Here is a 25,269-nt window from a genome sequence, read left to right on the forward strand (position 1 = left end):
TGCAGTCAATTGTGTGCTCCGCACCCGTACGGCCCGCAAGCGGACGCGGTCGGCCCTCCCGGCAGGCGCGCCCTCTCCCTGCTGCTTAACGTGACAAGGTGACCCGGAACGCCGCACACCACTGGCTCGACGCTCTCGTGGCGGTGCTCGAAGGACTGGCCGCCATGGTGATCGTGGCCGCGCTCGGCCTCTGGGCGGCCGGTGCGGCGGACCTGCCCGGCGGCTCGTTGCCGCGTGTCGTGGCGGCCGTCGTCGTGATGGCCGTGGGCGGTTCGGTGGACATCACGGGCGGCGCCGGGGCGTTCGCGGAGACGGAAGCGGACCTGAGTGTGCTGCCGCTGTCGGTGAGCCTCGCCGGCGCGCTGGTGACCGCCCTGGGCTTTCTGCGCCCGCTGCGGCACCGCGCCATCGCCCGGCCCCGCGAACTGCTCGCCCGGACCGCCCGCATGGCGGTGCTGTGGCTCGCCGGGCTCCTCGCCCTCGCACTCGTCGCCCGGCACACCTTCGAGATCCGGCTCGATGACTCACTGGTCGGTGACCTCACGGATCTGCTGGACGCCTCGCCCACCGTCGGGTTCCGCGCGGATGTGCCGGTCACGCTCGTGTTCGGTCTGCTGTGGCTGCTGGGCGTCATCGCGCTGGCCCTGCTGGTGTCCCGCCGGGCCCCGCTGCCCGCACGGCTGGTGCGCTTCCAGGAGTCGGTGCGCCCGGCCGCGTACGCCATGGTTCTCCTGCTGCTCGTGTACGTCGTGCTCGCGCTGGTCGTCGGCCTCGTCGTCGCGGCGACCCGCGGCCGTCCGGCCGAGACGTTCGCCGTGATCCTCCTCGGCCTGCCCAACCTCGCCTGGCCGGCCCTCACCCTGGGCATCGGCGCGTCCTGGGAGGGGAAGGTGGAGGGCCCGTTCGGGCTGCCGATGCCGAAGGTGCTGGACCAGGTGCTGCGGTCGCCGGAGCGCTCCACGCTCAGCGTGGGCACCCTCGCCGAGTACGACAGCCGGGCCCGCTGGCTGGTGGTCGTCGCTGCCGTACTGCTGCTGGCCGCGGCCTTCGTGATGGCGGTACGCTCCCCCGCCCGGACCCGGTCCTGGCAGCACGCGGTGCACATGGCGGTGGCGCTGGCCCTCACCGTGCTGATGATCTGTCTGACCGCGCGGGTCTCCGCCCATTTCGGGCTGTCGCTGATGGGCATCGGCGATTTCGGCGGCGGCCTGGCCGGCGAGGTCGCCGTGTGGCCGCACCTGTGGCGGGCACTCGGCATGGCGCTGCTCTGGGGGCTGATCACCGGCTTCCTGGGCAGCCTGTTGGCCTCCCGGGTACGCCGCAGGGGCAAGGTGGACGCCCCCGCCGCGCAGCCGCCCCCGCCGCCGCCCGTGCCGGGGCCCGACGGCTGACGCACGCTGGGGCCTGTCCGGCGGATCTTGGCCGGGGCCACGACGCTCCCCCAGCTACCTCCCCCAGACTCCGTCCGGGGGTGCCCCCAGGGAGGTGCCCCCAGGCACGGCACCTCGCCGCGTTGCCGAAATGCCCGAATAGCTCCGCTATTAGGGCACTCCGGCGCCTTGCGATGCAGCTCCGCATCCAAGGGCCTGGAAAAGAGCGGAGACGGAGCGAAGCGCAGTGCACCAGACGCCGCGTCCTATCCGGCCCTGATCCGCCGGACAGACCCTAGTAGGAGGTGTCCGGCGGCTCGCGATCCGCTTCCCGGTCCGGGCCGAAGGCCTCGGGAGGCCGGTGGCCGGCCGGCGGAGGGCCGTCGGAGTTCACCCGGGTGGCCGCCGCGGGCCTCGCCGACGGCCCGGGTGGCTCGATCCCGCTGGTGGCCGGCTCGGGCCCGGGGGGCGGCTGCCCGTACCCGTCGGTGGCCGGCTCAGGCGCGGGGGCCGGCTGCCCGTACCCGCTCGTCGCCGGCTCGGCCGTGCGCCGCGGTGTCGATGCCGCGTACGTACTGAGGTGCCGGCCGTCGCAGTACACCCAGCGCTCGTGCTCGGCGTCGTACAGCCAGACCGCCTCGCCGTCGACGACCATCCCGGCGCGCAGGCCCACCGTTCGCCGCCGGAACGTCTCGCCGTCCGCCCGGCCGTCCGCCAGGTCACTCGCCGCACTGCGGTAGCGGGCCAGCGACTCCTCCACCCGGGCCAGCAGCGGACGCGGGTCCGCCGTCCGGGCGAGTGGCTGGCCGGCCGCGGGCGGCGGCTCCGGTACCGCGACGAGCAGCCGGCCGTCGACCCAGGCCGACCAGCCGTTTGCGCACAGGATCTGCCCCCAGTCACCGCGCCGGTCGAGCAGCCGCACGGGCAGGAACGGGTCGAGCGGTTCGGTCGGCCGGGAGACGTCGGGCGCCTCCCACGCGGGCAGCCCTTCCCTGGGCACCACATGGGTCGGGGCGAAATCTTCCGTGGTCATGTCCGCCGCCTACTTCCGCATGACCGCGGGCTCGTGGCGGCGCAGCAGTCTCATGACGCAGAAGCCGAAGACGACCGAGAGCGCCACCAGCATCCCCATGGCGAGCAGCCACACATCTGCGGAGTGCTCGAACAGCGGGTCCGTCGTCAGCTTTCCCGGCACGATTCGAGCGATGTCCACGGTGCCCGACATCGCCCCGAACGCCCACCGTGCGGGGATCAACCAGGCCAGCTGCTCAATCCCGAACACGCCGTGCAGCTTGAGCAGCGCACCACAGAACACGATCTGGACGATGGCGATGAGGACCAGCAGCGGCATGGTGACCTCCTCCTTCCGCACCAGGGCGGACACGAGCAGGCCGAGCATCATCGCGGTGAACGACACCAGCGCCACGACGAGGGTGATTTCGAGCAGCGGCGGCATGAGCACGCCTTTGCCGCCGGGGGCGCTCAGGTCGACGCCGACGAGGCCCACCAGGGTCAGGACGACGGCCTGGACGACGGTGATCGCGCCCAGCACCACCACCTTGGACATCAGGTACGCGGATCTGGACAGTCCGACGGCGCGTTCGCGCTGGTAGATGACCCGTTCCTTGACCAGCTCGCGGACGGCGTTGGCGGCGCCGGTGAACACGCCGCCCACGCACAGGATGAGCAGGGCGTCCATCGCGGACTCCAGGCCCAGCTTCGAACCGGCCAGGGCCCGGGTCATCGCGCCCATGATGAACGGCAACGCGAGCATGATGACCAGGAAGGTCCGGTCGGCGCTCAGCGCGGCCGTGTACCGCCGGACCAGCGTGCTCAGTTGCGCTCCCCAGGACTGGGCCTTGGGGGGCCGCGCGACGTGGTCTGCTCCGCCCTCGCGCGGCAGAGGCGGCCGGGCGGTGGAGTGCCCGATGTACTGGCGGTGGAAGGGGGAGTCCCGGTACTCCCCCGCCCAGTCGCGGTCGCGGTCGTTCTCGAAGGCCTCGAACGCCTCCGGCCACTGCTCGAAGCCGAAGAACGCGAGGGCGTCGTCGGGCGGCCCGTAGTAGGCGATCCGGCCGCCCGGCGCGAGGACCAGGAGCCGGTCGCACACACTGAGGCTCAGCACGCTGTGTGTGACGACGATGACCGTACGGCCGTCGTCCGCGAGCCCGCGCAGCATGTGCATCACCGAGCGGTCCATTCCGGGGTCGAGACCGGAGGTCGGCTCGTCCAGGAAGAGGAGGGACGGCTTGGTGAGCAGCTCCAGGGCCACGCTCACGCGCTTGCGCTGGCCGCCGGAGAGACTGTGGACCGGCTGTTCCGCCCGCTGTTCCAGGCCCAGTTCGCCGATGACCTCCTCGACCCGGGCGCGGCGTTCCGCGCTGGCGGTGTCCTGGGGGAAGCGCAGCTCGGCGGCGTACGACAGGGCTTTTCGCACCGTCAGCTGGGAATGGAGGATGTCGTCCTGCGGTACCAGGCCGATGCGCTGGCGCAGCTCGGCGTAATCGCGGTACAGGTCGCGGCCGTCGTAGAGAACGGCGCCCCGCTCGGCGGGCCGCAGCCCGGTCAGCGCGTTCAGCAGCGTGGACTTCCCGGCGCCGCTGGGTCCGACGACGGCCAGCAGGCACTTCTCGCCGACGGGGAAGGAGACATGGTCAAGGAGGGTCTTGCGGCCTCGGTCGACGGTGACCGTGAGCTCCTGGACGTCGAGTTGCACCTCGCCGATGTCGACGTACTCCTGGAGCTGGTCGCCGACGAGGCAGAAGGCGGAGTGGCCGATGCCGACGATGTCGCCGGGGCCGACGCGGGCACGGTCGACCGTGGCGCCATTGAGGAAGGTGCCGTTGTGACTGCCGAGGTCGACGATCTCGTACGTACCGTCGAGATGGGCCACCAGCTCGGCGTGCCGGCGCGATACCACCAGATCGTCGATGACCAGGTCGTTGTCGGTGCCGCGTCCGATACGGATGGTCCGGGTCGGCAGCGGGCGTACGGACGTCGGCCGGCGGAACGTGCTGGTGGACGCCGCGGAGGCCGGGGGCGCCGCCGGCGGACGCGGCCGGGCTTCGGTTTCGGACGTGGGGGTGAATCCGGGTTCGGGTTCCGGTTCCGGCGGGCGCAGTCCGACGAGTACCGCGCGCGGGCCGTCGGCCGGGTTGCCGAACCTGATGACGCTGCCGGGGCCGACGCCCCATTCCTCGATCCGCCGGCCGTCGTCCGTGTACGTTCCGTTGGTGCTGTGCTCGTCCCGGAGCGTCCAGTGGTCGGCGTCCGGCCGCAGCACCGCGTGGTGCCAGGACACGCGTGCGTCGTCGATGACGACCTCGCTCTGTGGGTCGCGCCCGACGTGATAGACGCGGCTCGGGCTCATCACCGTCGAGCCGCCCTCGGTCTCGAGGACGAGCTCGGGCGCGGTCGGCGCCACGGGCCGATCTCCCATGGCAATATCGTAGCTTTTGCCCCTGGAACGCGCCTGATGGGCGAAGAGTGGGAGGTGTGGCCATGAGACGCAGTGCGGGACTTCTGCTGTTCCGCAGGGCGGACGCGGGTACCGAGGTACTCCTCGCCCACATGGGCGGTCCGTTCTGGGAACGGCGCGACGCCGGAGCCTGGTCGGTCCCCAAGGGCGAGTACACCCCCGAGGAGGAGCCACGGGACGCCGCCCGGCGGGAGTTCACGGAGGAGCTCGGGCTGCCGCCGCCGGAGGGCGAGTACGTGCCCCTCGGGGAGGTACGGCAGACGGGCGGCAAGGTCGTCACGGTGTGGGCCGTGGAGGCGGACCTCGATCCGGACCTGGCCGAGCCGGGGACGTTCACCATGGAATGGCCCAAGGACTCCGGTGTGATGAGGGTGTTCCCGGAGGTCGACCGGGTCGGCTGGTTCGGCATCGAGCGGGCCCGGGCGAAACTCGTGGCGGCGCAGGCGGCCTTCCTCGACCGGCTGGCGGCACACCTGGAGGGCGTCAGGTAGCGCGACAGGCACTCTTGTGGGGCGGCTCAATCCCCCGGACATTACGAGTCATGGCGATCGTGGCGCTGGTGGGAACGCTGGACACCAAGGGTGTGGAGTACGGCTGGCTGCGGGAGCGGCTGCTGAGCGCCGGCGTGGAGGTGGTGGTGGTCGATGCCGGTGTCATCGGCGAGCCCCGGATACCCGCCGACATCCCCCGCGCGGAGGTGGCCCGCGCGGCGGGCGCCGACCTGACGCGGTTACGGGCCGACGGTGACCGCGGCGCGGCCGTGACGGTCATGGCCCGCGGCGCGGCGGAGACCGTCCTGCGGCTGCACGCCGAGCACCGGCTGCACGGCGTACTGGCCATCGGCGGCAGCGGTGGTACGTCGATCGCGACCCGGGCGATGCGCGCGCTGCCGCTCGGTGTTCCGAAGCTGATGGTGTCCTCGATGGCGGCGGGCGACGTCTCGGCGTATGTCGGCTCCGCCGACATCACCCTGATGTACAGCGTGGTCGACATCGCCGGGATCAACAGTGTCTCGGCGCCGGTGCTCGCCAACGCGGCGGACGCGATCGCCGGGATGGCGAAGGGCTTCGCCGCGGCCTCGCGGGCGCTGCGGCCGGCCGATCTCGCAGCGGGCGGCAGGCCGCTGGTGGCGGCCAGCATGGCAGGGGTGACGACGCCCGGAGTCGACGCGGCCCGGGAGCGGCTGACCGAACTCGGCTATGAGGTACTGGTGTTCCATGCCAGCGGGGCCGGAGGACGGACCCTGGAGTCGCTGGCCGGACAGGGGCTGTTCGCCGGCGTGCTGGACCTGACGCTGTGCGAACTGGCCGACGAGCTGGTGGGCGGCATCCTCTCCGCCGGTCCGGACCGGCTCGGCGCCGCCGGGCGCAGGGGAGTTCCGCAGGTGGTGAGCCTGGGTGCGCTGGACATGGTCAAGTTCGGGCCGCCGGACACCCTTCCGGAGCGATTCCGCGACCGGGATGTCCGGGTGCACAACCCGTCCATCACCGTCATCCGTACGACAGCGGAGGAATGCGCCGAGCTGGGCCGCGGTATCGCCGCCAAGTTGCGGGAGGCCACGGGGCCGACGGCGGTGCACGTTCCCCTGCGCGGGCTGTCCACCCTCGGCGCGCCGGGAGGTCCGTACCACGATCCGGTCCCCGACCACGCGCTGTTCACGGCCCTGCGGGAGGGCTTGCGGGGCAGCGCGGCGGACGTCGTCGACTTCGACACGCACCTCAACGACCCGGCCTTCGGACGTGCGGCGGCGGAGCGGCTGCACCGGATGATCAGGACTCGCTGAACCGATCGCCGAACTCGTCGCCGAACCGGTTGCCGAACACGCGGCGTTGACGGGAACCGGTCGTGGCGGAAATGTGTCTGTGGTGGGGACAGCGAGTGCGCTTGGGGGGCGAGATGAACACATGGTCGGTCCCCGGATACACGGAGACCAGAGAGCTCGGATCCGGCGGCAGCGGACGCGTCGTCCTCGCCGTCCACGACGCGACCGGAATTCCGGTCGCGGTCAAGTACCTCAGCGAGCGGATGCGGCACGACGCGGCCTTCGTACGGGAGTTCCGGGCCGAGGCGCAACTGCTCGGAGGGCTGGACACACCGCATGTGGTGCGGCTGTACGAGTACGTCGAGGCGCCGGCCGGCGCGGCCATCGTCATGGAACTGGTGGACGGCATCGCTCTGCGCGCACTGCTGTCGCGGGAGGGCCGTACCGATCCCGAACCGGCGCTCGTCGTACTGAAGGGGTCCTTGCTGGGGCTGGCCGCCGCGCACCGCGCCGGAGTCGTGCACCGGGACTACAAGCCCGAGAACGTCCTGGTGGCGGCAGACGGTTCGTCCAAACTGGTCGACTTCGGCATCGCCGCCGGCCGGGGCACCACGCCGGGGGTGGCGGGCACTCCCGCGTACATGGCACCCGAGCAGTGGAGCGGGGAGCCGGCCTCGCCGTCCGCCGATGTGTACGCCGCGACGGCGACGTTCTTCGAGTGCCTGACCGGCCGCAAGCCGTTCTCCGGTGAGAACTTCGCCGAGCTGGCCCTGCAGCACATCGGCGCACCGGTTCCGGAGGAAGAGGCTCCGGAGCCGGTCCGTCCGCTGATCCGGCGCGGGCTGGCCAAGACTCCCGAGGAGCGGCCCGCGAACGCCGCGGCCTTCGTGGCGGAGCTGGAGGAACTGGCCGGGGCGGCGTACGGACCGGACTGGGAGGAGCGGGGACAGCGCAAGCTCGCTGCGCTCGCCGCGCTGGTGCCCCTGCTGTTCCCCTCGGCAGGCGCCCCGCCGGCCGGCACGACCGCCGTGGCCACCACGTCCCTGGGCCGCGGGCACCGTCTCGGCGGACTGTGGCCGGGCCGGCCGGGTCTGCTGGCCGGCGCCCTCGCACTGGTCCTGGGCATGGTGCTGGCGATCTCCGCACAGGCGACCGGCGACGAGCCCGGGCCTTCGACGGCCCAGGCCGTCGCCACCACCAGCGCCCGGCCGGAGAGCGCCCGGGCCGAGCCCGGCCCGACGTCGGCCGGCCCGGTGACGGCGGGGCCGACGGCGAGCCCGTCGCCGGCCGGATCCGCCGGGCCCTCCGAAACTGCCGCCGGCCCCACCGAATCCGCCTCTCCTCCGGACGGCCCGGCGCCCGGACCGGAGACGCCCGCGCCGCCCCCGGTCGACCCGCCCACCACCCCGCCGCCTCCCGTCACCGACCCGCCGGTCACGTCCGCCCCACCGCCGGTGCGGGTCACGTCCCTCGCCGTCACCTCGCTGCGGCAGACGGGTACCGCGACCGCGGCCGCCACCGTCGAGATCAGCACGGACGGGACGGGCCCGCTGACGATCACCGTGGGCTGGGCCACCGGCGACACCAAGGGGGAGCCGGGCAGCCCGGACGGCCCCGCGCAGACCTTCGAGCGCAGCGGCGCCACGCAGTACACGCTCACCCTCGACCACACGTTCCAGGGCCGGGGGTGCTACTGGAGCGTCCGCGCGGACAGCGATCCGGCCGCCGCGGGCGGCGGTTCGCAGCAGCAGATCCTGACCAGGCGGTGCACGGTTCAATGAACGATCCGCGCATCCCCTTCGCCCAGGGACCGGAACCCGAACACGGACCAGTCTTCGACGACGCGTACGGCGACGGCGAGTACAGCGACGACGAGTACAGCGCGACCGTGCTGGCCAGTCACTGGATCCAGCGGCCCGAGGCCGCCCCCGACCGGGTGGAGGGCTCGGTTCTCCGTTTCGGCCCCGGGGTGACGGCCGCCGCGCACCATCACGGCGGCCGCGACAGCACCGCCACCGTCTGGCACGGCACCCTGCCGGGACGGACTCCGCCGCCCCCTGGGCGCCGCACCCGGCGGTTCGCCGGGCTGCGCCGTTACGCGCTGGCCACCGTGGTCCTGCTGGGGGTCCTCGGGTTCCTCGCCTGGCAGCGGTACGGGCCGGGGCTCGCGGTGCGGAGCGTGACCGTACAGACCGCCCCGCAGGGCCCGGCATGCGACGCGGCCGCCAACATCACGGCGGTGGTGCGGACCGACGGGCGTCCGGGCACGCTGACGTACCGCTGGCTGCGCAGCGACGGCACCACGTCCGGGGAGCTGCGCGAACGTGTCGCGCGCGGGCAGCACGAGGCACGCCTGCACCTGCTGTGGACGTTCCACGGACGCGGCGAGTACCGGGCCCGGGCCGAGCTGCTGATCACGTCGCCCACCCGGCACACCGCCGCCACCGGATTCACGTACCGCTGCCCCTGAGGCGGGGGCCGCTGAGGCCGGGGTACGCTGACGGTGGCGCCGTCCCGCGCCCCACCCCCCTTCCGGTGCTCACGCCACCGGCGTCGTGGGGGCAAAGGGAGCTCGTGTTCTCGGGACGCCGGTTGCATGCCCCATCCGGCGGGGCCGACGGGAGCGTGAGTCCTGCGGTCGCGCCGTTGACAGGGAGCATGTGATGACCAGGCAGAAGTCCTTCAAGACGCGCGTACGCACCCGTATGGACAAGACCGGCGAGAGCTACACGACCGCGCGCCGCCGGCTGCTCGACAAGGCCGGCGCCGAGCCGGAGCAGGCGGCCTCGCAGGCCGCCGGGCCCGAGCAGGCGGCACCTGCGGCCTCCGGGGTCAGGGCACTGCGGCTGCCCGACGCGGCGGTGCGCGAGCGGACCGGGCGCAGCGGGGACGAGTGGTTCGCCCTCCTCGACACCTGGGGCGGCACCGGCCACACCCACACCGAGATCGCCCGCTGGCTCGTCGAGGAGCACGGCGTCGACGGCTGGTGGGCGCAGAGCGTCACCGTCGCGTACGAGCAGGCCAGGGGCATGCGGGCGCCGGGCCAGAAGTCCGACGGGTACTTCTCGGCAGGCGCCAGCAAGACCGTCGCCGTCTCCGTCGACCGCCTCTTCGAGGCGTTCGCGGACGCGGACCTGCGCGAGCGGTGGCTGCCCGGCGCGCGGCTGGAGGTGCGTACGGCCACCGCCCCCAAGTCGTTCCGGGCCGACTGGGAGGACGGCTCGACCCGCCTGGTGGCGGCCTTCACGGTCAAGGGCGAGGCGAAGGCCCTGGTCGGCGTCCAGCACGAGAAGCTGACCGACGCGGACGCGGCGGCCCGGATGAAGGTGTACTGGCGCGAGCGCCTCGCCGCGCTGAAGGAGCTGCTCGAAGCCTGATCGCCCTCGGCGGTGTGCGTGCGCGGCGGCACATGGACGCGCGGCGCGCGGGCAGGCGTAGACGCGTACGCACACCGGGCAGTACGTACACGGGAGCAGGAAGGAGCGCTTGCCGTGGACAGCGCCGCACACCGCAACGAGGAGTACGGAAAGACCGAGTTCACCCGCTCGGCCAGCCATTTCGCGGACCGGATCACCGCCGACGGACGGGACGGCTGGCCGGTGGGGCCGGGCCGGTACCGGCTGGTCGTGAGCCGCGCGTGCCCGTGGGCGAACCGGTCGCAGATCTCCCGCCGGCTGCTCGGCCTGGAGCCCGCGATCTCCCTGGCGATCGCCGACCCGATCCAGGACGAGCGGAGCTGGCGCTTCACCCTGGACCCGGACGGCAGGGATCCGGTTCTCGGCCTCCGGTTTCTCGGCGAGGCCTACGACCACCGCGAGAAGGACTATCCGGGCGGCGTGAGTGTGCCGGCGATCGTCGACATCGCGAGCCGCAGGCTGGTGACCAACGACTTCCAGCGGATCACGCTCGACTTCGCGACCGAATGGACCGCCCTGCACCGCGACGGCGCTCCCGATCTGTACCCGGAGCGGCTGCGGGACGAGATCGACGACGTCATGGAGGGCGTCTTCCGCGATGTCAACAACGGGGTCTACCGTGCGGGCTTCGCCTCTCGGCAGGCCGCCTACGACGAGGCGTACAACACGCTCTTCGCCCGGCTCGACCTGCTGGCGCAGCGCCTGGCCGGGCAGCGCTACCTGGTGGGCGACACCATCACCGAGGCCGACATCAGGCTGTTCACCACGCTGGTCCGCTTCGACGCGGTCTACCACGGCCACTTCAAGTGCAACCGCAACAAGATCAGCGAGGACCCGGTGCTGTGGGCTTACGCCCGGGACCTGTTCCAGACGCCCGGCTTCGGCGACACCGTGAACTTCGACCACATCAAGCGGCACTACTACCAGGTGCACACCGGCATCAACCCCACCCGGATCGTGCCGCGCGGACCGGATCTCTCCGGCTGGCTCACGCCGCACCACCGTGAGCAGCTCGGCGGACGCCCGTTCGGCGACGGAACGCCGCCCGGCCCGCCGCCGGCCGCCGAAGCGGTCCCGCGCGAGGGCCGCGCCGCGGCGGCGGCCTGACGCCCCCGCCCTCCCGCGCGCCGTCAGCCGACCTTGTGACCGACCAGCGGCTCGGTGTCCATTCCGCTGCCCTCCCGCAGCCCGAGGAGGAACTCCTCGATCGCCTCGACGGACGTACGCGAGGCGCGCCATCCGAGTTCGGCCTCGGCCCGCCCCCAGTCCATCAGCGGCAGGTGCAGCACCGCGTCGAAGAGCTGCGGCGATGCCGGGACGAGGTGCATCCCCCAGGCCGCGGACAGGATCGAGCGCGCCACCGTACGGGGCACCCGCAGCACCCGAGCGTCGAGCAGCCGGGCCAGTACCTTCACGTCGACAGGCGGCTCGGCCGCCAGGTTGAAGGCGCCGCTGACCTCCCGTTCCAGCACGAGCCGGTAGGCCTGCGCCGCGTCGTCGGTGTGCAGGGCCTGGAACCGCAGGCCCGCGATGCCCGGCACGGCGGGCAGCAGACCCGGTCGCAGCAGGGCGCCCGGTATGAAGCGCCCGGCGAAGATGCGGCGCTGTTCGCTCGCCGACTCCTTCTTGAACATGAAGCCGGGCCGCATCCGCACCACCCGGATGCCGGGATGGCGTGGCTCGAAGGCGTCCAGGGTCCTTTCCAGATACGCCTTCTCGACGCAGTACCCCGCCTCCGGCCAGCCGTGCGTGGGCCAGCTCTCGTCCACCGCCCGGTCCTTGGGCCCCGGCGAGTACGCCCCGACCGATGACGCGTGGACGAGCACGGGGACGCCGGCGGCCGCGACGGCCTGGAACACCCGGACGCTGCCGAGCACGTTCGTACGCCAGGTCACCGCCGGGTCGTGCGTCGGCTGGAACTTCCAGGCCAGGTGGATGACGGCGTCAGCGCCTTCGAAGTACCCCTCCAGCCCGGGATCGAGTGACAGATCCGCGGCCGCCCACTCCGTCTTCGCGGGCGACCAGGCGGGGATCCTGCGCGCGATGCCGAGGATGGACGCGATGGACGGATCCGCACCGAGCGCCTGTACCACGCTGGTGCCGCAGTTGCCGGTGGCACCGGTGACGACGATCCGCTTGCCGGACGAAGAGCCCATGGGTGAGCTCCCTCCTGGGAGGCCCCCTGTCCCCCAGTATCCCGTCACGCGGGAGGCACCGTCCACCGCGGACCCGGGCCGGTCCGGACCGGTCCTACGTTGCGGGGTCGTGTGGTGCGGTGCAGGGTGGAATCCGAAATGCTTGTGAGACCGCTGAGCACACCAGCCCTGAGCACACAAGAGTGAGGCGAGTCTGGCATGACCTCAAGTCATGCGGTCTATGGAGCGCCATGCTGGGTCAGCCTCATGACCCGAGACCTCGCAGCCGCGCAGGACTTCTACGGCGCGGTCCTGGGCTGGACGTTCCGCCCGGCGTCGCGGCTGGGCAAGGAGTTCTCCATCGCCATGCGCGACGGGGTACCCATCGCCGGCATGGGAGCGCTGGCCCACGCCCTGCGGATCGCGGTGTCCTGGACGCCGTACTTCGCCGTGGACAACGCGGACGAGACCGCCGCGCGCATCAGGGAGCGGATGGGCACGGTCGCGGTGGGCCCCCTGGCCTTCGGCACCGGCCGCGCCGCGCTCGGCGCGGACCGTGACGGAGCGGTGTTCGGCTTCTGGGAGGGCGATGTGCTGCCCGACTGGTCGGTGGCCCGGGGCAGCTCCCCGGCGTGGATCGAGCTGCGCACCCGGGACGCCTTCGACGCGGCGATCTTCTACGGCGAGGTCCTGGGCTGGGCCGGTGACCGCCCGGGCTGCTGCCAGGTCGACTACGAGGACGACCATGTCGTGCTGCGGCAGGACGACCGGATAGTGGCGAAGCTCAGCAGCGGCGGCGTGGAGGCGGCCCCCGACCCCCATGTCCGTCCGCGATGGCACGTGTACTTCCTGGTGGCCGATGTCGAGGCCGCCGTCGCCGCGGCGAAGCGCCTGGGCGGCGGTGTCGCCACCACGCCGGAGGCCGACGCCGCGGCGGGCCGGGTCACCCTGCGTGATCCGGACGGCGGACTGTTCACGGTGGCGGCGGACAACTAGCCCCGGTCCGGACCGGACCCGGGCGGTCGGCCGGTGCGGGTCCACTCCAGTACTTGGTCGGCCGTCCAGGTGTTCACCACCCGCTCCGCCGGCACCTCGCAGTCCTCGGCTCGGGCGCATCCGATGATCTGCCAGTCGAGCTGGCCGGGCGCGTGCGCGTCCGTGTCGACCGTGAAGTACGCGCCCGCCGCCAGCGCCTGGCGGATCATCCGCCGGGGCGGGTCCCGCCGCTCGGGGCGGCTGTTGATCTCCACCGCCGTGCCGTGCTCCGCGCATGCGGCGAACACCCGCTCCGCGTCGAACTCCGATTCGGGCCGCTGCCGGCCCGCGAGCAGCCGGCCGGTGCAGTGGCCCAGCACATCGGTCAGCGGGTTCTCCACCGCCTTGATCATCCGGCGGGTCATCGCCGCGGAGTCCATGCGCAGCTTGGAGTGGACGGAGGCGACCACGACGTCCAGCCGCTCCAGCAGCTCCGGGTCCTGATCGAGCGAGCCGTCCAGCAGGATGTCGCACTCGATGCCGGTGAGCAGGCGGAACGGCGCCCACTCCCGGTTGAGCCGCTCCACGAGGTCCAGTTGCTCCCGCAGCCGCTCGGCCGTCAGCCCGCGCGCGACCGTCAGGCTGGGCGAGTGGTCGGTGAGTACGGCCCAGTCGTGCCCCAGCGCGGCGGCCGCCCGGCCCATCTCCTCGATGGGGCTGCCGCCGTCCGACCAGTCCGAGTGCAGATGGCAGTCGCCGCGCAGCGCGGCGCGCAGCCGTTCGCCGCCCTCGGCCAGCGGCTCCGCCGCCTCTTCCTCCAGCCGCCGCAGATACCCGGGGACCTCGCCGGTCAGCGCCTCTTCCACCACCCGCGCGGTCTTGGGCCCGATGCCCTTGGCCTTCTCCAGCGTGCCGGCCTCGGCCCGCCGCCGTACCTCGTCCACCGTCAGGCCCTCCAGCGCCGCGGCGGCGTTGCGGAAGGCGCGCACCCGGTAGGTCTCCGCCTGGGAACGCTCCAGGAGGAAGGCGATCCGGTCCAGTGCCTCCACCGGCTGCATGCGCGGCTCCTTCGCCTCAGGGCGGCTTCCCGCCCGGACAGGCCCTGGGGCCTGTCCGGCGGATCATGGCCGGGGCCACGACGCTCCCCCAGCTACCGCTGGGAGGTGCCCCCAGGCACGGCACCTCGCCGCGTTGCCGAAATGCCCGAATAGCTCCGCTATTAGGGCACTCCGGCGCCTTGCGATGCAGCTCCGCATCCAAGGGCCTGGAAAAGAGCGGAGACGGAGCGAAGCGCAGTGCACCAGACGCCGCGTCCTATCCGGCCCTGATCCGCCGGACAGGCCCCAGTCTCCGCGACGCGCCGCACCCCCGCATCCCGCGTTGCGGGAGCGACCGGGGCGCGGCAAGGTCGGTGAGGCGAGCCCAAGGAGGAGCCACCCATGCCCATCGCCACGGTGAATCCCGTGAACGGGGAGACGCTCAGGACGTTCGACGCGCTGACCGCCGAGGAGATCGAGCGTCGGCTCGCCACTGCCGCGGCCGCGTTCCGGCGGTACCGCACGACAAGTTTCGCCGAGCGGGCGCGGCTGCTGAACGCGGCCGCCGCGCTCCTGGAGGCCGACCAGGAGGCCATCGCCCGCACGATGACCACCGAGATGGGCAAGCCGATCGCCGCCGCACGCGCCGAGGCGGCGAAGTGCGTGAAGGCGATGCGCTGGTACGCCGAGCACGCCGAGGCTCTGCTGGAGGACGAGTACCCCTCCGACGACGACGTACAGGACTCGGGCGCGTCCGGAGCGCGGGTGCGCTTCCGGCCGCTCGGCGTGGTGCTCGCGGTGATGCCGTGGAACTTCCCGCTGTGGCAGGTGGTACGGTTCGCCGCGCCCGCACTGATGGCCGGCAACGTCGGGCTGCTCAAGCACGCGTCGAACGTGCCGCAGACCGCCCTGTATCTGGGTGACCTGTTCCGCCGGGCGGGCTTTCCCGAGGGGTGCTTCCAGACGCTGCTGGTGGGGGCCGGCGCGATCGAGGCGATCCTGCGTGACGACCGGGTGGCCGCGGCGACGCTCACCGGCAGCGAGCCGGCCGGCCGCTCGGTGGCGTCGATCGCCGGTGACGAGGTCAAGAAAACGGTGCTGGAGCTGGGAGGCAGCGACCCGTTCGTGGTGATGCCGTCGGCCGACATCGAGAAGGCCGCCGCGACCGCCGTGAAGGCCCGGGTGCAGAACAACGGGCAGTCGTGCATCGCCGCGAAGCGCTTCATCGTCCACACGGACGTCTACGACGCGTTCGCCGACCGTTTCACCGCGCGGATGGCGGCGCTGACGGTGGGCGACCCGATGGCCGAGGGCACCGACGTCGGCCCGCTGGCGAGCGAGCAGGGCCGCGCGGATGTCGAGGAGCTGGTGGAGGACGCCGTACGCAAGGGCGCGACGGCGCTGTGCGGGGGCGGGCGCCCGAAGGACCGGGACCGTGGCTGGTTCTACTCCCCCACGGTGCTGGCCGGCATCACGCCCGGCATGCGCATCCATCACGAGGAGGCGTTCGGGCCGGTGGCCACGCTCTACCGGGTGGCCGGCATCGACGAGGCCGTGGAGGTCGCCAACGACTCCCCGTTCGGGCTGAGTTCGAATGTGTGGACCCGTGACGACACCGAGGTGCGGCGGTTCGTACGGGACCTGGAGGCGGGCGGGGTGTTCTTCAACGGGATGACGGCATCGCACCCCGCCTTCCCGTTCGGCGGCGTCAAGCGGTCCGGCTACGGGCGGGAACTGTCGGGTCACGGGATCCGGGAGTTCTGCAATACCACGACGGTGTGGCACGGCTGAAAACCGCCCGCCGCCTAACAATCAATGGTTCAAGGATTTATCAGCCTTAAATTCGATCGATAAACCACGCGCTACGTCTTTCTTCAGCCGATTGCCGTGACATTTGCCCCGCAGGTCAGCGGCACCCCTGCGGCCACAACCTGCACACAAGGCATCACGTGTGGTGACCGGATCTCGCCGTAGAGTGAAGTGACCTTCATCCGCGTGGGCAAGACTCGCGTCCGATTTCCGAAACTTCGACCCCGAGGAGTGTTCGAAATGCGGTACACCGCAAGGAGTCTGACGCTCGCAGCCGCCGCCCTGGCGCTCACCGTGCTGCCCGGTGCCGGCACGGCCGGCGCCACGCAAGCCGGAGCGGACAGCCTGTACGCGCCGTCCGCCCTGGTGCTCACCATCACCGAGGGCGCCGACCCCGACAGCGGAACGGTGCAGCGTGCGGTGACCCTCAGCTGCGCGCCCGCCCCGAGCGGCACGCACCCCGACCCGGCCGGTGCCTGCGCCGAACTGAGCGCCAACGATGCCCGGTTCGACGCCATCACCACGCCGGGCTCCCATGCCACCTGTACCAAGGAGTGGGACCCGGTGACGGTGACCGCGGACGGCGTGTGGGAGGGCCGGCGCCTCTCGTACGTCCACACCTTCGGCAACCCGTGCGCCATGGACGGCGGAAGCGGAACGGTGTTCAGCTTCTGATCCGGTACTGATCCGGCGCCGATCAGGCGCCGTCACCGCGCCCCGGTCGTTCGGTACCGGGGCGCGGTGGCGTGCTACGGCGTGGCGGTGAGGTCCCGCACCGTCGCCATGTCGCTGAAGGGGAGCAGTTGCTCGCCGACGATCTGGTACGGCTCACTGCCCTTCCCCGCGATGAGGACGATGTCGTACCGCTCGGCGGCGGACAGCGCGAACGCGATCGCCGAGCGGCGGTCGGCGATCCGCTCGAAACGGGTGCCGGTGCTGGTGAGACCGGGGGCGATCTGGTCCAGGATCCCCTCGGGGTCCTCGTTGCGGGGGTTGTCGGAGGTGAGGACGCAGAGGTCGGAGTACGTCCCGGCGATCTCGCCCATGCGCGCCCGCTTGGTGACATCCCGGTCGCCGCCGCAGCCGAAGACGGTGATGACCCGGGCCGGGGCGAAGTCGCGGATGGCGCTCAGCACCTTGTCGAGGGAGTCCGGGGAGTGCGCGTAGTCGACGATCACCGAGGTCTCCCCCGGCGTCTCGAAGCGTTCGAACCGGCCCGGGACCGGGGGCATCCGGTCGAGGGCCGCGACGAGGCCTTCGAGATCGTGGCCCAGCAGATGGCAGGCCGCCAGCGTGGCCAGCGCGTTGGCCACCGAGAACCGCCCGGGTACGGGAATCGACGCGGGATAGGTGCGTCCGCCGTGGTGGAGCAGGAATCGGGTGCCGACCGCCGTCATGAGCAGGTCGGTCGCCCGGTAGTCGGCCTCGGCGTCCAGCGCGTACGTCGTCACCTCGCCCGGCATCATCGCCGGGATCGAGGCGCCCGTCGCGTCGTCGGCGTTGACCACCGCGCGCCGGCAGAGGCCCTGGAACAGGCGGAGCTTGGCGTCCCGGTAGTTCTCCATGGTGCCGTGGTCGTCCAGATGGTCCTGGGTGAGGTTGGTGAAGATGCCGATGTCGATGAACGCCTGGTCCACCCGGTGGGTCAGCAGCCCCATGGAGGTGGCCTCCAGGACCACGGTGGCGACCTCCCGGTCGCGCATGCGTCCCAGCAGGTACTGGAAGTCCGGCGACTCCGGCGTGGTCAGGACCGACCTCGGCATGGGGATCAGCTCGTCCCCGATCCGGCTGCCGGCCGTCCCGATCACGCCCACCTTCGCGCCCTCGGCGATCCGGAGCAGCGACTCGAGCATGTACGACACCGAGGTCTTGCCGTTGGTGCCGGTGACGGCCACCATGTCCATCGCCCGGCCGGGCTCGCCGTAGTACCGGGAGGTGACGACCGCCGCCGCTTTCCGGGCGTCCGGCACCCGGACGACACAGAGGCCGGTGGCGGCTGCCCGCACCGAGGCGGGGAGGTCCGGTGCCGCGCCGTCGGCGCCTTCCACGAGCACCGCCGCCGCGCCACGGGCGACGGCCGGGCCGACGGCCTCGGGCCCGCCCTCGCGGTGGCCGGGCACGGCGATGAACAGCGAACCCGGCGACACGCGAGGGGCGTCGAAACAGGTTCCGGCGGTGATCCTCGTCTCCGGATCGCCGTGGAGTACCTCATGGTCGTACCCGGCCAGCAGGTCGCTCAGCTTCACAGGGGGTCCTCTCGAAGGGTGCGGCAGAACATGCCGCGAGGAAGGAGATCCCCGGGCTGGGTGGACTGGGTGGAGGGCGGCAGAGCCCCCGGAAACGGCGGGCGGGAGACCGCTAGCCGTGGCCGTGCAGCGCCCGGCAGGAGGCCGGCGGCGCGATCGGGCGCAGCGCGTGAGGGGCCTGTCCCAGGCACTTCCCCACCGCATGTGTGCAACCCATCCTCGGAGTGTACGGCCCGGCGGCGGCCCCGGACGACGCCGCCGGGTGCCGGGGGCGGCAGCCGGACGGAGACTGGAAGTACAGGGGCGGAGGCGGAGAGGAGGAGCCATGACCGAGAGCGCGATGGGCGACGACGTCTACCAGCCGGACGGGTCCGAGGTGCAGGACGATGCCGGGCTGCTGGACGCCGAGGACACACTCCAGGATCCCGCGCGGGAGATCCTCGGTGACAACGGGTACTCCCCGCCCGAGCGGCCCTGGGCCGTGGACAAGGCGGGCACCACGGCGTCCGAGCAGAACCGGGGCCAGACCCTCGACGAGCGGCTGGCCCAGGAGGCGCAGGAGGTCTCCGTCCCCGAGGGGGACGGCCTGGGCGACACCTGGGACACCGACGGCGAGCTGATCGACGACGAGGTCGGCGGGATGCGGGCCGGCCGGCTGGTGGCCCCGGACGAGGGTGCGCATGCCCATGAGGAGAAATCCTTGATCGCACACGACATCGGCATCGACGGGCCCGCCTCGGCGGAGGAGGCGGCCATGCATCTGATCCCCGAGTCCGAGGAGTGATCGCTTCCGCGCTCTCCTGATCGAGAGGCGCACGCGGAACTCCCCTTGAGGACCGGGAGCGTGCAGAATCCTACCGTCAACGGCCCTTTCGCCGAACTCCAGTTGGGGCCGCCCGGTACCGAGGGAAGGAGCAGCCTTGGGCAACGCGAAGTCCGGAAAGGACACCCGTGGCGGTCGGCGCGATGCCGAGGCGTTCAGCCGGGCCGCCGTGGCCGTGTTCCGGCTGAACGGCAGATTCACCGCCGTCCTCGACCAGTTGACGCTGCCCTCCGGCCTGAGCGCCGCGCGGTGGCAGATACTCGGTGTGGTGTCGGCCGAGCCGATGTCCGTCTCGGCCATCGCGCGTGGGCTGGGCATCACCCGGCAGAGTGTGCAGCGCATCGCCGATCTGCTGGTACGGCAGGGACTCGCGGCCTACCGGGACAATCCGGCCCACCGGCGGGCCAAGTTGCTCACCGCAACCGCCGACGGAGTCGCGGCGATGCGCGAGATCGACGCCGGTCATGCCGGTCTGGCACAGCACCTGTGCGAGGAACTCGGCGGCGAGGCGGAGTTCCACCGCGCCGTCGCATTGCTGCGGGAGCTCTCTGTGGCACTGGGCTCCCTCGCTTGTGAGACTGATGTTCCGCCGCCGCGTTCCCCGTCCCGGACGGCATGAAGACGGCTTGAATTCGCCCCTGTGCACTGGGGCATTTGGCCCTCATCAAGTTCACGTCTTTGCTGTACCGTTACCGCCCTCACGCAGGGTTGCGGGGCCGGGGGGTCTGTTGAATCAGTTCGTCTTCAGAATGCTGGGACCACTGTTGGTCCAGACCGGCGAAGGGCCGCTCCGCATTCACGGCCGCCGCCAGTCCACCGTTCTCGCGATGCTGTTGCTTTCCGCGGACCGGGTCGTGTCGGTCGACACCCTCGTGGACGCTGTTTGGCCGGAATCCCCTCCCGCGACCGCCCGCAATCAGATCGCGATCTGTGTCGCCACGCTCCGCAAGAGCTTCCGGCTGGCGGGGGTGACCGATCTGCTGCTCACCTCTCCCCCGGGCTATGTGCTCGCCAGAGGGGAACACCGTATCGACGTCATGGAGTTCATGGCGGAGGCCGAGCGGGGCCGGAACGCGGCCCGGCACGGCCGGGCCGAGGACGCCTGCGCCCTGCTGGAGGAGGCGCTGAACCAGTGGCGGGGGGCGGCGCTCGACGAGCTGACCGGGGAGCGGATCGAGGCGGAGGCCACCCGCCTGGAGCAGATGCGGCTCGACCTGATCGAGGAACGGGCCGGGCTGATGCTGGAGCTCGGCCGGCACCGCGCCCTGACCGGGGAACTCACGGAACTCGTCCAGCAGCATCCGCTGCGGGAGCAGTCGCGTGAACATCTGATGCTGGCGCTGTACCGGTCGGGACAGCGCGCCGAGGCCCTGGACGTCTTCCGGCAGGGCCGGCGCTTACTCATCGAGGAGCTCGGCATCGAGCCGGGCCCCGGCCTGCAGCGGGTGCACGACCTGATCCTCCAGGACTCGCCCGAGCTGACCCGGCCCCCGGACGCCGGGTCCCTCAGACCGGTGGCCCCGCAGACCGTCCCCGCCCAGCTGCCGGCCGATGTCATGGGATTCACCGGGCGACAGGAGGAACTGGCCGCTCTGGACCGGTTGCTGAAGGAGCCCTACAACCTGCACGCGCCGGCGGTGGCCACCGTGGTCGGCGTCGGCGGCGTGGGCAAGACCGCCCTGGCCGTGCACTGGGCGAGCCAGGCCGCGGACCGGTTCCCGGACGGCCAGCTCTTCGCCGACCTGCGCGGCTACGACGAGGAGCACGCCCCGGTCTCGCCGGCCGCCGTACTCGACCGGTTTCTGCGCGCGCTGGGGATGCCCGCCCCGCAGATCCCGGCGGAACCGGACGAGCGGGCCGCTCTGTTCCGCAGTCTGCTGAGTACCCGAAGAACGCTGATCGTCCTCGACAACGTGCGCGCGTTCGCCCAGCTCAGACCGCTCCTCCCGGGCGGTGGCCGCAGTGTGGTGCTGGCCACCAGCCGGGAGGCTCTCGACGACGTGACCGGCGACTACACGACGCTGCGGATCAGACTGCGGGTCCTGGCACCGCCCGAGGCGACCACCCTGCTGACGAAGATCGCCGGAGCCGACCGGTTCGGCAGTGATCCGGTGGCCGTGGAACAGCTGAGCGCGCTCTGCGACTGCCTGCCGCTCGCGCTGCGGATCGCCGGCGCGCGGCTGGCCGCCAAGCCGAATCTGAGCGTACGGAACCTGGTGGAACGCCTGCGGGACCAGCGGCGGCGGCTGGACGAACTGAGTCCCGGCGAGGGCGGGGTGCGGGCGGGCTTCCGGCTCACGTACCGGGACCTTCCCCCGGAGACGGCCCGGATGTACCGGCGGCTCGGGCTGCTGCGGACCGCCGACTTCGCCGCCTGGGCCGGCGCGGCGGTGCTCGACACCGATGTATGGCATGCGGAGGAGCTGATCGACCAGCTCGTCGACGCGCAGCTGCTCGAGGCCGTCGACACCGAGCCGGGCCGGGCCGCCCGCTACCGCTTCCAGGACCTGCTGCGGCTGTTCGCCCGGGAGCGGGCGGAGGCGGACGAGCCGGCGCAGGAGTGCGACGCGGCGCTGGAGCGCACCTTCGCCGCCTGGCTGTGGCTGGCCGAGGAGGCCCACCGGCGGATGGACGGGCGCGACTTTCCGGTCGGCCGCGCCCCGGCACCCGCGCCGCACTTCCTGCCGGGGCCGGCCGATGAGCTGCTGAGCGCGCCGCTGGACTGGTTCGAGTCCGAGCGCGCGGCCATCACGGACGTCGTCGCGCATGCGGCGGAGACCGGCCGGGCCCGGTACGCCTGGGGGCTGACCGAGAGCGCCGTACCGCACTTCGAGACCAAGAACTATCTGGAGGACTGGCAGCGCTGCGCCGAACTGGCCCTGTGCTCGGCCCGGCGCACCGGCGACCGGCCGGGCGAGGCGGTCACGCTGCGGCTGCTGGGGTCGCTCGCCATCTACCAGCGGCGGTACGAGCAGGCCGAGGGCTGGAACATCGCCGCGCTGCGGCTGCTGCGGGACACCGGTGACGTGCCCGGTGCGGCGCTGGCCCAGCGCAATCTGGCCATGTGCGCCCGGTTCCAGGGGGACTGGGACCGGGCACTGGAGTACTGCCGGGCGGCGCTGGACGGCTTCCACGCGTGCGGCGACACCGGGAACGAAGCCCATCTGCTCGGTTTCCTGGCCCAGATCGAACTGGACCGGGGCGAGGTGGAGCGGGCTCTGCCGCTGGCCGTCGAAGCCGTGGCGCTGAGCCGGCGCACCGGGTCCGTCCGTGCCGAGGCACAGGGCGTCTACCGGCTGGCCGAGGTCCGGCTGCAGGCCGGGGAACTGGACGAGGCGGCGGAATCGTTCCGGGAGGTGCTCCAGCTCACCCGCAAGGAGGGCGACCGGGTCGGCGAGGCCCACGCGCTGCGCGGGCTGGGCCAGACACAGTGGAGCCAGGGCCTGCTGTCAGCGGCGGGGGGCACGCTGCAGCAGGCCCTGGAGATCACGGAGGAGCTGGCCGACCGTTTTCTGAACGCCCGGGTGGAGACCGATCTCGGGTGTGTGGAGGCGATCGGCGGCCGGTGCGCGGCGGCGGTGGAGAGGTTCGGGCGGGCCCATGCCGCGTTCGGCGAGGTGGGGGCGCAGCCCTGGCGGGCGCGGGTGGCGCGGCTGCTCGCCGCGGTGCGTGGCGAGGGCGGCGGGTGCGGGAATGACGGCGGCGATGTGCCGCAACGTTCTTTCACCGCGGAGGAGTTGACTCTACTGCTGGCCGACCTGCCGGGCTGACCGCTCTTGGCGGCGCGTCGTGGCTGGGTGGCTGGTGTGGGTGGTGTGGGTGGGGCGCCGGGGCATCAGCCCCACGGCATGTCCCCCTGCTGACCGCCCGCGGGCGGGCCCGCCGGCTTGACGACACCCCACGGCATGTCGTCCGCGTTCGTAACCGTCGTCGCGTATGCGGAGGTTCCCGGTCCGCCGGCTGCTCCCACGAACAGACCCGCAAGCACGACCAGGCAGGCCGTGGTCGCTCTCTTCGCCGTACGAGTGCTGCGCATCTGGAATCCCCTCTTCGGTGGACCGTCATTGCCGCTGCTGCGGTACGAACGGAACAGTAGGGACGCCTCCTTTTGATTCTTTGTCCCTCCGATTTCATGCGCCGGGACCCCCGTGAAATCGTCACGATATCGAGAGAACAACGCGCTCCTCTAGCGTCGTTCGGAGATTCTTCCCATGAATCACGAACGGGGCTGCACACATGGAATTCCGAGTGCTCGGTCCAGTCGAGGTACGCCAGGACGGGCGCAGAGCCCCGCTCTCCGGGGCGAAGCTGCACACCGTGCTCGGGGCCCTCCTGCTGGCCCGCGAAGAGGTCGTTTCCGACGAACGGCTCAGCCGCCTGCTGTGGGGCTGGACCCCGCCGGCCACCGCCGGCGCCCAGCTGTACACGTATGTCTCGCGGCTGCGGAAAATCCTCGGCCAAGCGGTCCTGATCGACCGCAGGCCACCCGGATATGCCATGGCCATAGGCGATTCCACCCTGGACCTGATCGAATTCGAGCGGCTCGGCCGCGACGGCCGGGAAGCCCTGCTCGAAGGCGACTTCGAAAAAGCGGGAGATCTTTTGCGCGACGCCCTCGCGCGGTGGAACGGGTTCCCTTTCGCGAACACCACGGATTACCTCACCGACGCCGAGGCTCCTCGCCTCAACGAGGCCCGGGCGGTGACCCTGGAGCACCGGATCGCGGCGGATCTCGCGCTCGGCCGGCACGAGCAGATCACTATCGAACTCACCGGCCTGGTCGCCGAGTTCCCGCTGCGGGAGCGCATCCGCAGCCAGCTGATGACCGCCCTGTGCCGCACCGGCCGGCAGGCCGACGCCATTCATCTCTACCATCACGGCCGCGAGGTGCTCGCCGACGAGCTGGGCGTGGACCCCGGCGAGGAGCTCCAGGCCACCTATCAGGCGCTGCTCGAAGGCAGCCTCGACCGGCAGCCGGAGATCAGGACCGCCGTACGGGCGGCCGCCGCCCGCCCGGCACCGGACTCCGGCCGGCCCGCCCCCGTACCGGCGATGCTGCCTCCGGACACCGTGGACTTCACCGGCCGGGAGCGTGAGCTGGACCTGCTGTGCCGGGCTCTCACCCCGGTCGGCGGAGCCTGCGACCGGCCCCGCCGCGTCCTGGTCACCGGTATGGCGGGGCTCGGCAAGACCGCGCTCGCCGTACACGCGGCACACCGCTGCCAGCGGCACTTCCCCGACGGACAGCTGTACGCCGACCTCCGGGCGCCCGACGGCACACCGCGCCACCCCGGCCGCGTACTGGTCCATCTGCTGCGCGCGCTGGGCCGGCCGGCCGGGGCGGCCACCGCCGAGGATCTGGACGAGCTGGTCCGCCTCTACCGCGAACACACCGGCGGCCGGCGGCTGCTGATCCTGCTGGACAACGCGGCCGGGGCCGCCCAGCTCGGCCCGCTGCTGCCCAACACCCCCGAACCGGCCGTACTGATCACCGGTCGCACCGCGCTGCCCACGGTGGCCGGCGCGCACACGGTCGCCCTGGAACCGCTCTGCTCCCAGTCGTCGCTGGAACTGCTCGCCGCGGCCGCCGGGCCCGACCGCGTGACGGCCGCGCCCGGCGCGGCGTCCGTGATCGTGGAGCACTGCGCCGGGCTGCCGCTGGCCCTGCGGATCGTCGGCACCCGGATCGCCGCCCGGCCGCACTACGCGCCGGACCGGCTCGCCCGGCGGCTGGCGGATCCGGCCACCCGGCTGCGCGAGCTGCACTCGGGCGACCTGGACGTGCACACCGCGCTGCTGCTGTCCTGGCGGGCGCTGGAACCCGGGGCGCGGGAGGCGTTTCCCGTACTGGCGGGGCTGGGGGCCGAGCCGTTCCCGGCGGTGAAGGCGGCCGGGCTGCTGGAGGTGCCGGAGGGGGACGCCGAGCGGCTGCTGGAGGCGCTCGCCGATGCGGCGCTGCTGGAGGTCAGCGGCGCCGACGAGTGGGGACAGCCCTGCTACCAGTTCCACCCGCTGGTACGGCTGTTCGCCCTGTCCCTGCCCGGCCCGGCCGGCCTGCCCGGCCCGGCCGGCCTGCCCGGCTCCGGAGCCCTCCCGGCCCCCGGCGCGGACGCCGGCCCGGCGGAACGTAACCGGTGGCTAACCAGCCGCCCCTAGGTTCTGCCCGGCAGCGCGCACCTCCCGGCCCGTGGTACCGGCCCTGGCCCCGGCCCCTATTT

At 72.3% G+C, this 25,269-nt stretch carries 20 protein-coding genes; 14 read left to right on the plus strand and 6 right to left on the minus strand.

Annotation, left to right across the window (positions count from 1 at the left end):
• Window positions 1-98 precede the first annotated feature (98 nt).
• Window positions 99-1,391, plus strand: coding sequence for a streptophobe family protein (locus tag ACWV17_RS08090; RefSeq protein ID WP_455359101.1), 1,293 nt, complete (start codon window positions 99-101; stop codon window positions 1,389-1,391).
• A 274-nt stretch (window positions 1,392-1,665) separates the two neighbouring features.
• Here ACWV17_RS08090 and ACWV17_RS08095 read toward each other — a convergent pair whose 3' ends face one another.
• Both ACWV17_RS08095 and ACWV17_RS08100 read right to left on the minus strand, forming a co-directional pair.
• Complete coding sequence (locus tag ACWV17_RS08095) at window positions 1,666-2,403, minus strand: hypothetical protein (protein ID WP_455359102.1); 738 nt, start codon at window positions 2,401-2,403, stop codon at window positions 1,666-1,668.
• Window positions 2,404-2,412: 9 nt separating this feature from the next.
• Window positions 2,413-4,809: an FHA domain-containing protein gene (locus ACWV17_RS08100; protein WP_455359103.1), complete on the minus strand. Its 2,397-nt coding sequence runs from the start codon at window positions 4,807-4,809 to the stop codon at window positions 2,413-2,415.
• 62 nt (window positions 4,810-4,871) lie between these two features.
• On the opposite strand from ACWV17_RS08100, the gene ACWV17_RS08105 reads away from it, so the two are divergent.
• The 6 genes from ACWV17_RS08105 to ACWV17_RS08130 all read left to right on the plus strand — a co-directional run bounded on the left by ACWV17_RS08105 (window position 4,872) and on the right by ACWV17_RS08130 (window position 11,133).
• A complete protein-coding gene (locus ACWV17_RS08105; protein WP_455353874.1) occupies window positions 4,872-5,339 on the plus strand; it encodes an NUDIX domain-containing protein in 468 nt (155 codons plus the stop codon).
• Window positions 5,340-5,389: 50 nt separating this feature from the next.
• Complete coding sequence (locus tag ACWV17_RS08110; RefSeq protein ID WP_455359104.1) at window positions 5,390-6,631, plus strand: Tm-1-like ATP-binding domain-containing protein; 1,242 nt, start codon at window positions 5,390-5,392, stop codon at window positions 6,629-6,631.
• A 113-nt stretch (window positions 6,632-6,744) separates the two neighbouring features.
• Window positions 6,745-8,391: a protein kinase domain-containing protein gene (locus tag ACWV17_RS08115; RefSeq protein WP_455359105.1), complete on the plus strand. Its 1,647-nt coding sequence runs from the start codon at window positions 6,745-6,747 to the stop codon at window positions 8,389-8,391.
• A complete protein-coding gene (locus tag ACWV17_RS08120) occupies window positions 8,388-9,080 on the plus strand; it encodes a hypothetical protein (RefSeq protein ID WP_455359106.1) in 693 nt (230 codons plus the stop codon). Before ACWV17_RS08115 ends, ACWV17_RS08120 begins: the two co-directional genes overlap by 4 nt.
• Before the next feature lie 193 nt (window positions 9,081-9,273).
• Window positions 9,274-9,987 carry a DUF4287 domain-containing protein gene (locus ACWV17_RS08125; RefSeq protein ID WP_455359107.1) on the plus strand — a complete coding sequence of 238 codons (714 nt, stop codon included), beginning with the start codon at window positions 9,274-9,276 and terminating at the stop codon, window positions 9,985-9,987.
• 114 nt (window positions 9,988-10,101) lie between these two features.
• Window positions 10,102-11,133, plus strand: a complete 1,032-nt coding sequence (locus tag ACWV17_RS08130) for a glutathione S-transferase family protein (protein WP_455359108.1) — start codon at window positions 10,102-10,104, stop codon at window positions 11,131-11,133.
• 23 nt (window positions 11,134-11,156) lie between these two features.
• Here ACWV17_RS08130 and ACWV17_RS08135 read toward each other — a convergent pair whose 3' ends face one another.
• Complete coding sequence (locus ACWV17_RS08135; protein WP_455359109.1) at window positions 11,157-12,182, minus strand: NAD-dependent epimerase/dehydratase family protein; 1,026 nt, start codon at window positions 12,180-12,182, stop codon at window positions 11,157-11,159.
• 246 nt (window positions 12,183-12,428) lie between these two features.
• On the opposite strand from ACWV17_RS08135, the gene ACWV17_RS08140 reads away from it, so the two are divergent.
• A complete protein-coding gene (locus ACWV17_RS08140; RefSeq protein ID WP_455353881.1) occupies window positions 12,429-13,157 on the plus strand; it encodes a VOC family protein in 729 nt (242 codons plus the stop codon).
• On the opposite strand, the gene ACWV17_RS08145 is transcribed toward ACWV17_RS08140, so the two are convergent.
• Window positions 13,154-14,194: a PHP domain-containing protein gene (locus ACWV17_RS08145; protein ID WP_455359110.1), complete on the minus strand. Its 1,041-nt coding sequence runs from the start codon at window positions 14,192-14,194 to the stop codon at window positions 13,154-13,156. The two genes, ACWV17_RS08140 and ACWV17_RS08145, sit on opposite strands and share 4 nt — an antisense overlap.
• 381 nt (window positions 14,195-14,575) lie before the next feature.
• Between ACWV17_RS08145 and ACWV17_RS08150 the strand changes: the two genes are divergently transcribed.
• Window positions 14,576-15,964 carry an NADP-dependent succinic semialdehyde dehydrogenase gene (locus ACWV17_RS08150; RefSeq protein WP_455359111.1) on the plus strand — a complete coding sequence of 463 codons (1,389 nt, stop codon included), beginning with the start codon at window positions 14,576-14,578 and terminating at the stop codon, window positions 15,962-15,964.
• A gap of 258 nt (window positions 15,965-16,222) precedes the next feature.
• Window positions 16,223-16,657 (plus strand): subtilase-type protease inhibitor, encoded by a 435-nt coding sequence (locus ACWV17_RS08155; RefSeq protein WP_455353884.1) that lies wholly within the window; start codon window positions 16,223-16,225, stop codon window positions 16,655-16,657.
• Between the two features lie 74 nt (window positions 16,658-16,731).
• Here ACWV17_RS08155 and ACWV17_RS08160 read toward each other — a convergent pair whose 3' ends face one another.
• Window positions 16,732-18,228 (minus strand): UDP-N-acetylmuramoyl-L-alanyl-D-glutamate--2,6-diaminopimelate ligase, encoded by a 1,497-nt coding sequence (locus tag ACWV17_RS08160; RefSeq protein ID WP_455359112.1) that lies wholly within the window; start codon window positions 18,226-18,228, stop codon window positions 16,732-16,734.
• Between the two features lie 325 nt (window positions 18,229-18,553).
• Between ACWV17_RS08160 and ACWV17_RS08165 the strand changes: the two genes are divergently transcribed.
• The 3 genes from ACWV17_RS08165 to ACWV17_RS08175 all read left to right on the plus strand — a co-directional run bounded on the left by ACWV17_RS08165 (window position 18,554) and on the right by ACWV17_RS08175 (window position 22,821).
• Window positions 18,554-19,012 (plus strand): DUF5709 domain-containing protein, encoded by a 459-nt coding sequence (locus ACWV17_RS08165; RefSeq protein ID WP_455353886.1) that lies wholly within the window; start codon window positions 18,554-18,556, stop codon window positions 19,010-19,012.
• Between the two features lie 136 nt (window positions 19,013-19,148).
• Window positions 19,149-19,670, plus strand: a complete 522-nt coding sequence (locus ACWV17_RS08170; protein WP_455359113.1) for a MarR family winged helix-turn-helix transcriptional regulator — start codon at window positions 19,149-19,151, stop codon at window positions 19,668-19,670.
• Window positions 19,671-19,800: 130 nt separating this feature from the next.
• The gene (locus tag ACWV17_RS08175; protein WP_455359114.1) at window positions 19,801-22,821 is read left to right on the plus strand and encodes a BTAD domain-containing putative transcriptional regulator; all 3,021 of its coding nucleotides are present in this window, start codon (window positions 19,801-19,803) and stop codon (window positions 22,819-22,821) included.
• 65 nt (window positions 22,822-22,886) lie between these two features.
• On the opposite strand, the gene ACWV17_RS08180 is transcribed toward ACWV17_RS08175, so the two are convergent.
• Window positions 22,887-23,087 (minus strand): hypothetical protein, encoded by a 201-nt coding sequence (locus tag ACWV17_RS08180; protein ID WP_455353888.1) that lies wholly within the window; start codon window positions 23,085-23,087, stop codon window positions 22,887-22,889.
• 200 nt (window positions 23,088-23,287) lie between these two features.
• Here ACWV17_RS08180 and ACWV17_RS08185 point away from each other — a divergent pair, with 200 nt between their 5' ends.
• Window positions 23,288-25,207, plus strand: coding sequence for a BTAD domain-containing putative transcriptional regulator (locus ACWV17_RS08185; RefSeq protein WP_455359115.1), 1,920 nt, complete (start codon window positions 23,288-23,290; stop codon window positions 25,205-25,207).
• The last annotated feature ends 62 nt before the right edge of the window (window positions 25,208-25,269 follow it).

The organism is Streptomyces mabaensis (genome assembly GCF_053763515.1).

What these genes read in the sequence shown, in the direction of transcription:
- ACWV17_RS08155 (WP_455353884.1), top strand. Translation starts at nt 16,223, where the DNA reads ATGCGGTACACCGCAAGGAGTCTGACGCTCGCAGCCGCCGCCCTGGCG.
- ACWV17_RS08105 (WP_455353874.1), top strand. Translation starts at nt 4,872, where the DNA reads ATGAGACGCAGTGCGGGACTTCTGCTGTTCCGCAGGGCGGACGCGGGT.
- ACWV17_RS08175 (WP_455359114.1), top strand. Translation starts at nt 19,801, where the DNA reads ATGCTGGGACCACTGTTGGTCCAGACCGGCGAAGGGCCGCTCCGCATT.
- ACWV17_RS08140 (WP_455353881.1), top strand. Translation starts at nt 12,429, where the DNA reads ATGACCCGAGACCTCGCAGCCGCGCAGGACTTCTACGGCGCGGTCCTG.
- ACWV17_RS08180 (WP_455353888.1), bottom strand. Translation starts at nt 23,087, where the DNA reads ATGCGCAGCACTCGTACGGCGAAGAGAGCGACCACGGCCTGCCTGGTC.
- ACWV17_RS08145 (WP_455359110.1), bottom strand. Translation starts at nt 14,194, where the DNA reads ATGCAGCCGGTGGAGGCACTGGACCGGATCGCCTTCCTCCTGGAGCGT.
- ACWV17_RS08110 (WP_455359104.1), top strand. Translation starts at nt 5,390, where the DNA reads ATGGCGATCGTGGCGCTGGTGGGAACGCTGGACACCAAGGGTGTGGAG.
- ACWV17_RS08135 (WP_455359109.1), bottom strand. Translation starts at nt 12,182, where the DNA reads ATGGGCTCTTCGTCCGGCAAGCGGATCGTCGTCACCGGTGCCACCGGC.
- ACWV17_RS08150 (WP_455359111.1), top strand. Translation starts at nt 14,576, where the DNA reads ATGCCCATCGCCACGGTGAATCCCGTGAACGGGGAGACGCTCAGGACG.
- ACWV17_RS08165 (WP_455353886.1), top strand. Translation starts at nt 18,554, where the DNA reads ATGACCGAGAGCGCGATGGGCGACGACGTCTACCAGCCGGACGGGTCC.
- ACWV17_RS08100 (WP_455359103.1), bottom strand. Translation starts at nt 4,809, where the DNA reads ATGGGAGATCGGCCCGTGGCGCCGACCGCGCCCGAGCTCGTCCTCGAG.
- ACWV17_RS08125 (WP_455359107.1), top strand. Translation starts at nt 9,274, where the DNA reads ATGACCAGGCAGAAGTCCTTCAAGACGCGCGTACGCACCCGTATGGAC.
- ACWV17_RS08185 (WP_455359115.1), top strand. Translation starts at nt 23,288, where the DNA reads ATGGAATTCCGAGTGCTCGGTCCAGTCGAGGTACGCCAGGACGGGCGC.
- ACWV17_RS08095 (WP_455359102.1), bottom strand. Translation starts at nt 2,403, where the DNA reads ATGACCACGGAAGATTTCGCCCCGACCCATGTGGTGCCCAGGGAAGGG.
- ACWV17_RS08120 (WP_455359106.1), top strand. Translation starts at nt 8,388, where the DNA reads ATGAACGATCCGCGCATCCCCTTCGCCCAGGGACCGGAACCCGAACAC.
- ACWV17_RS08115 (WP_455359105.1), top strand. Translation starts at nt 6,745, where the DNA reads ATGAACACATGGTCGGTCCCCGGATACACGGAGACCAGAGAGCTCGGA.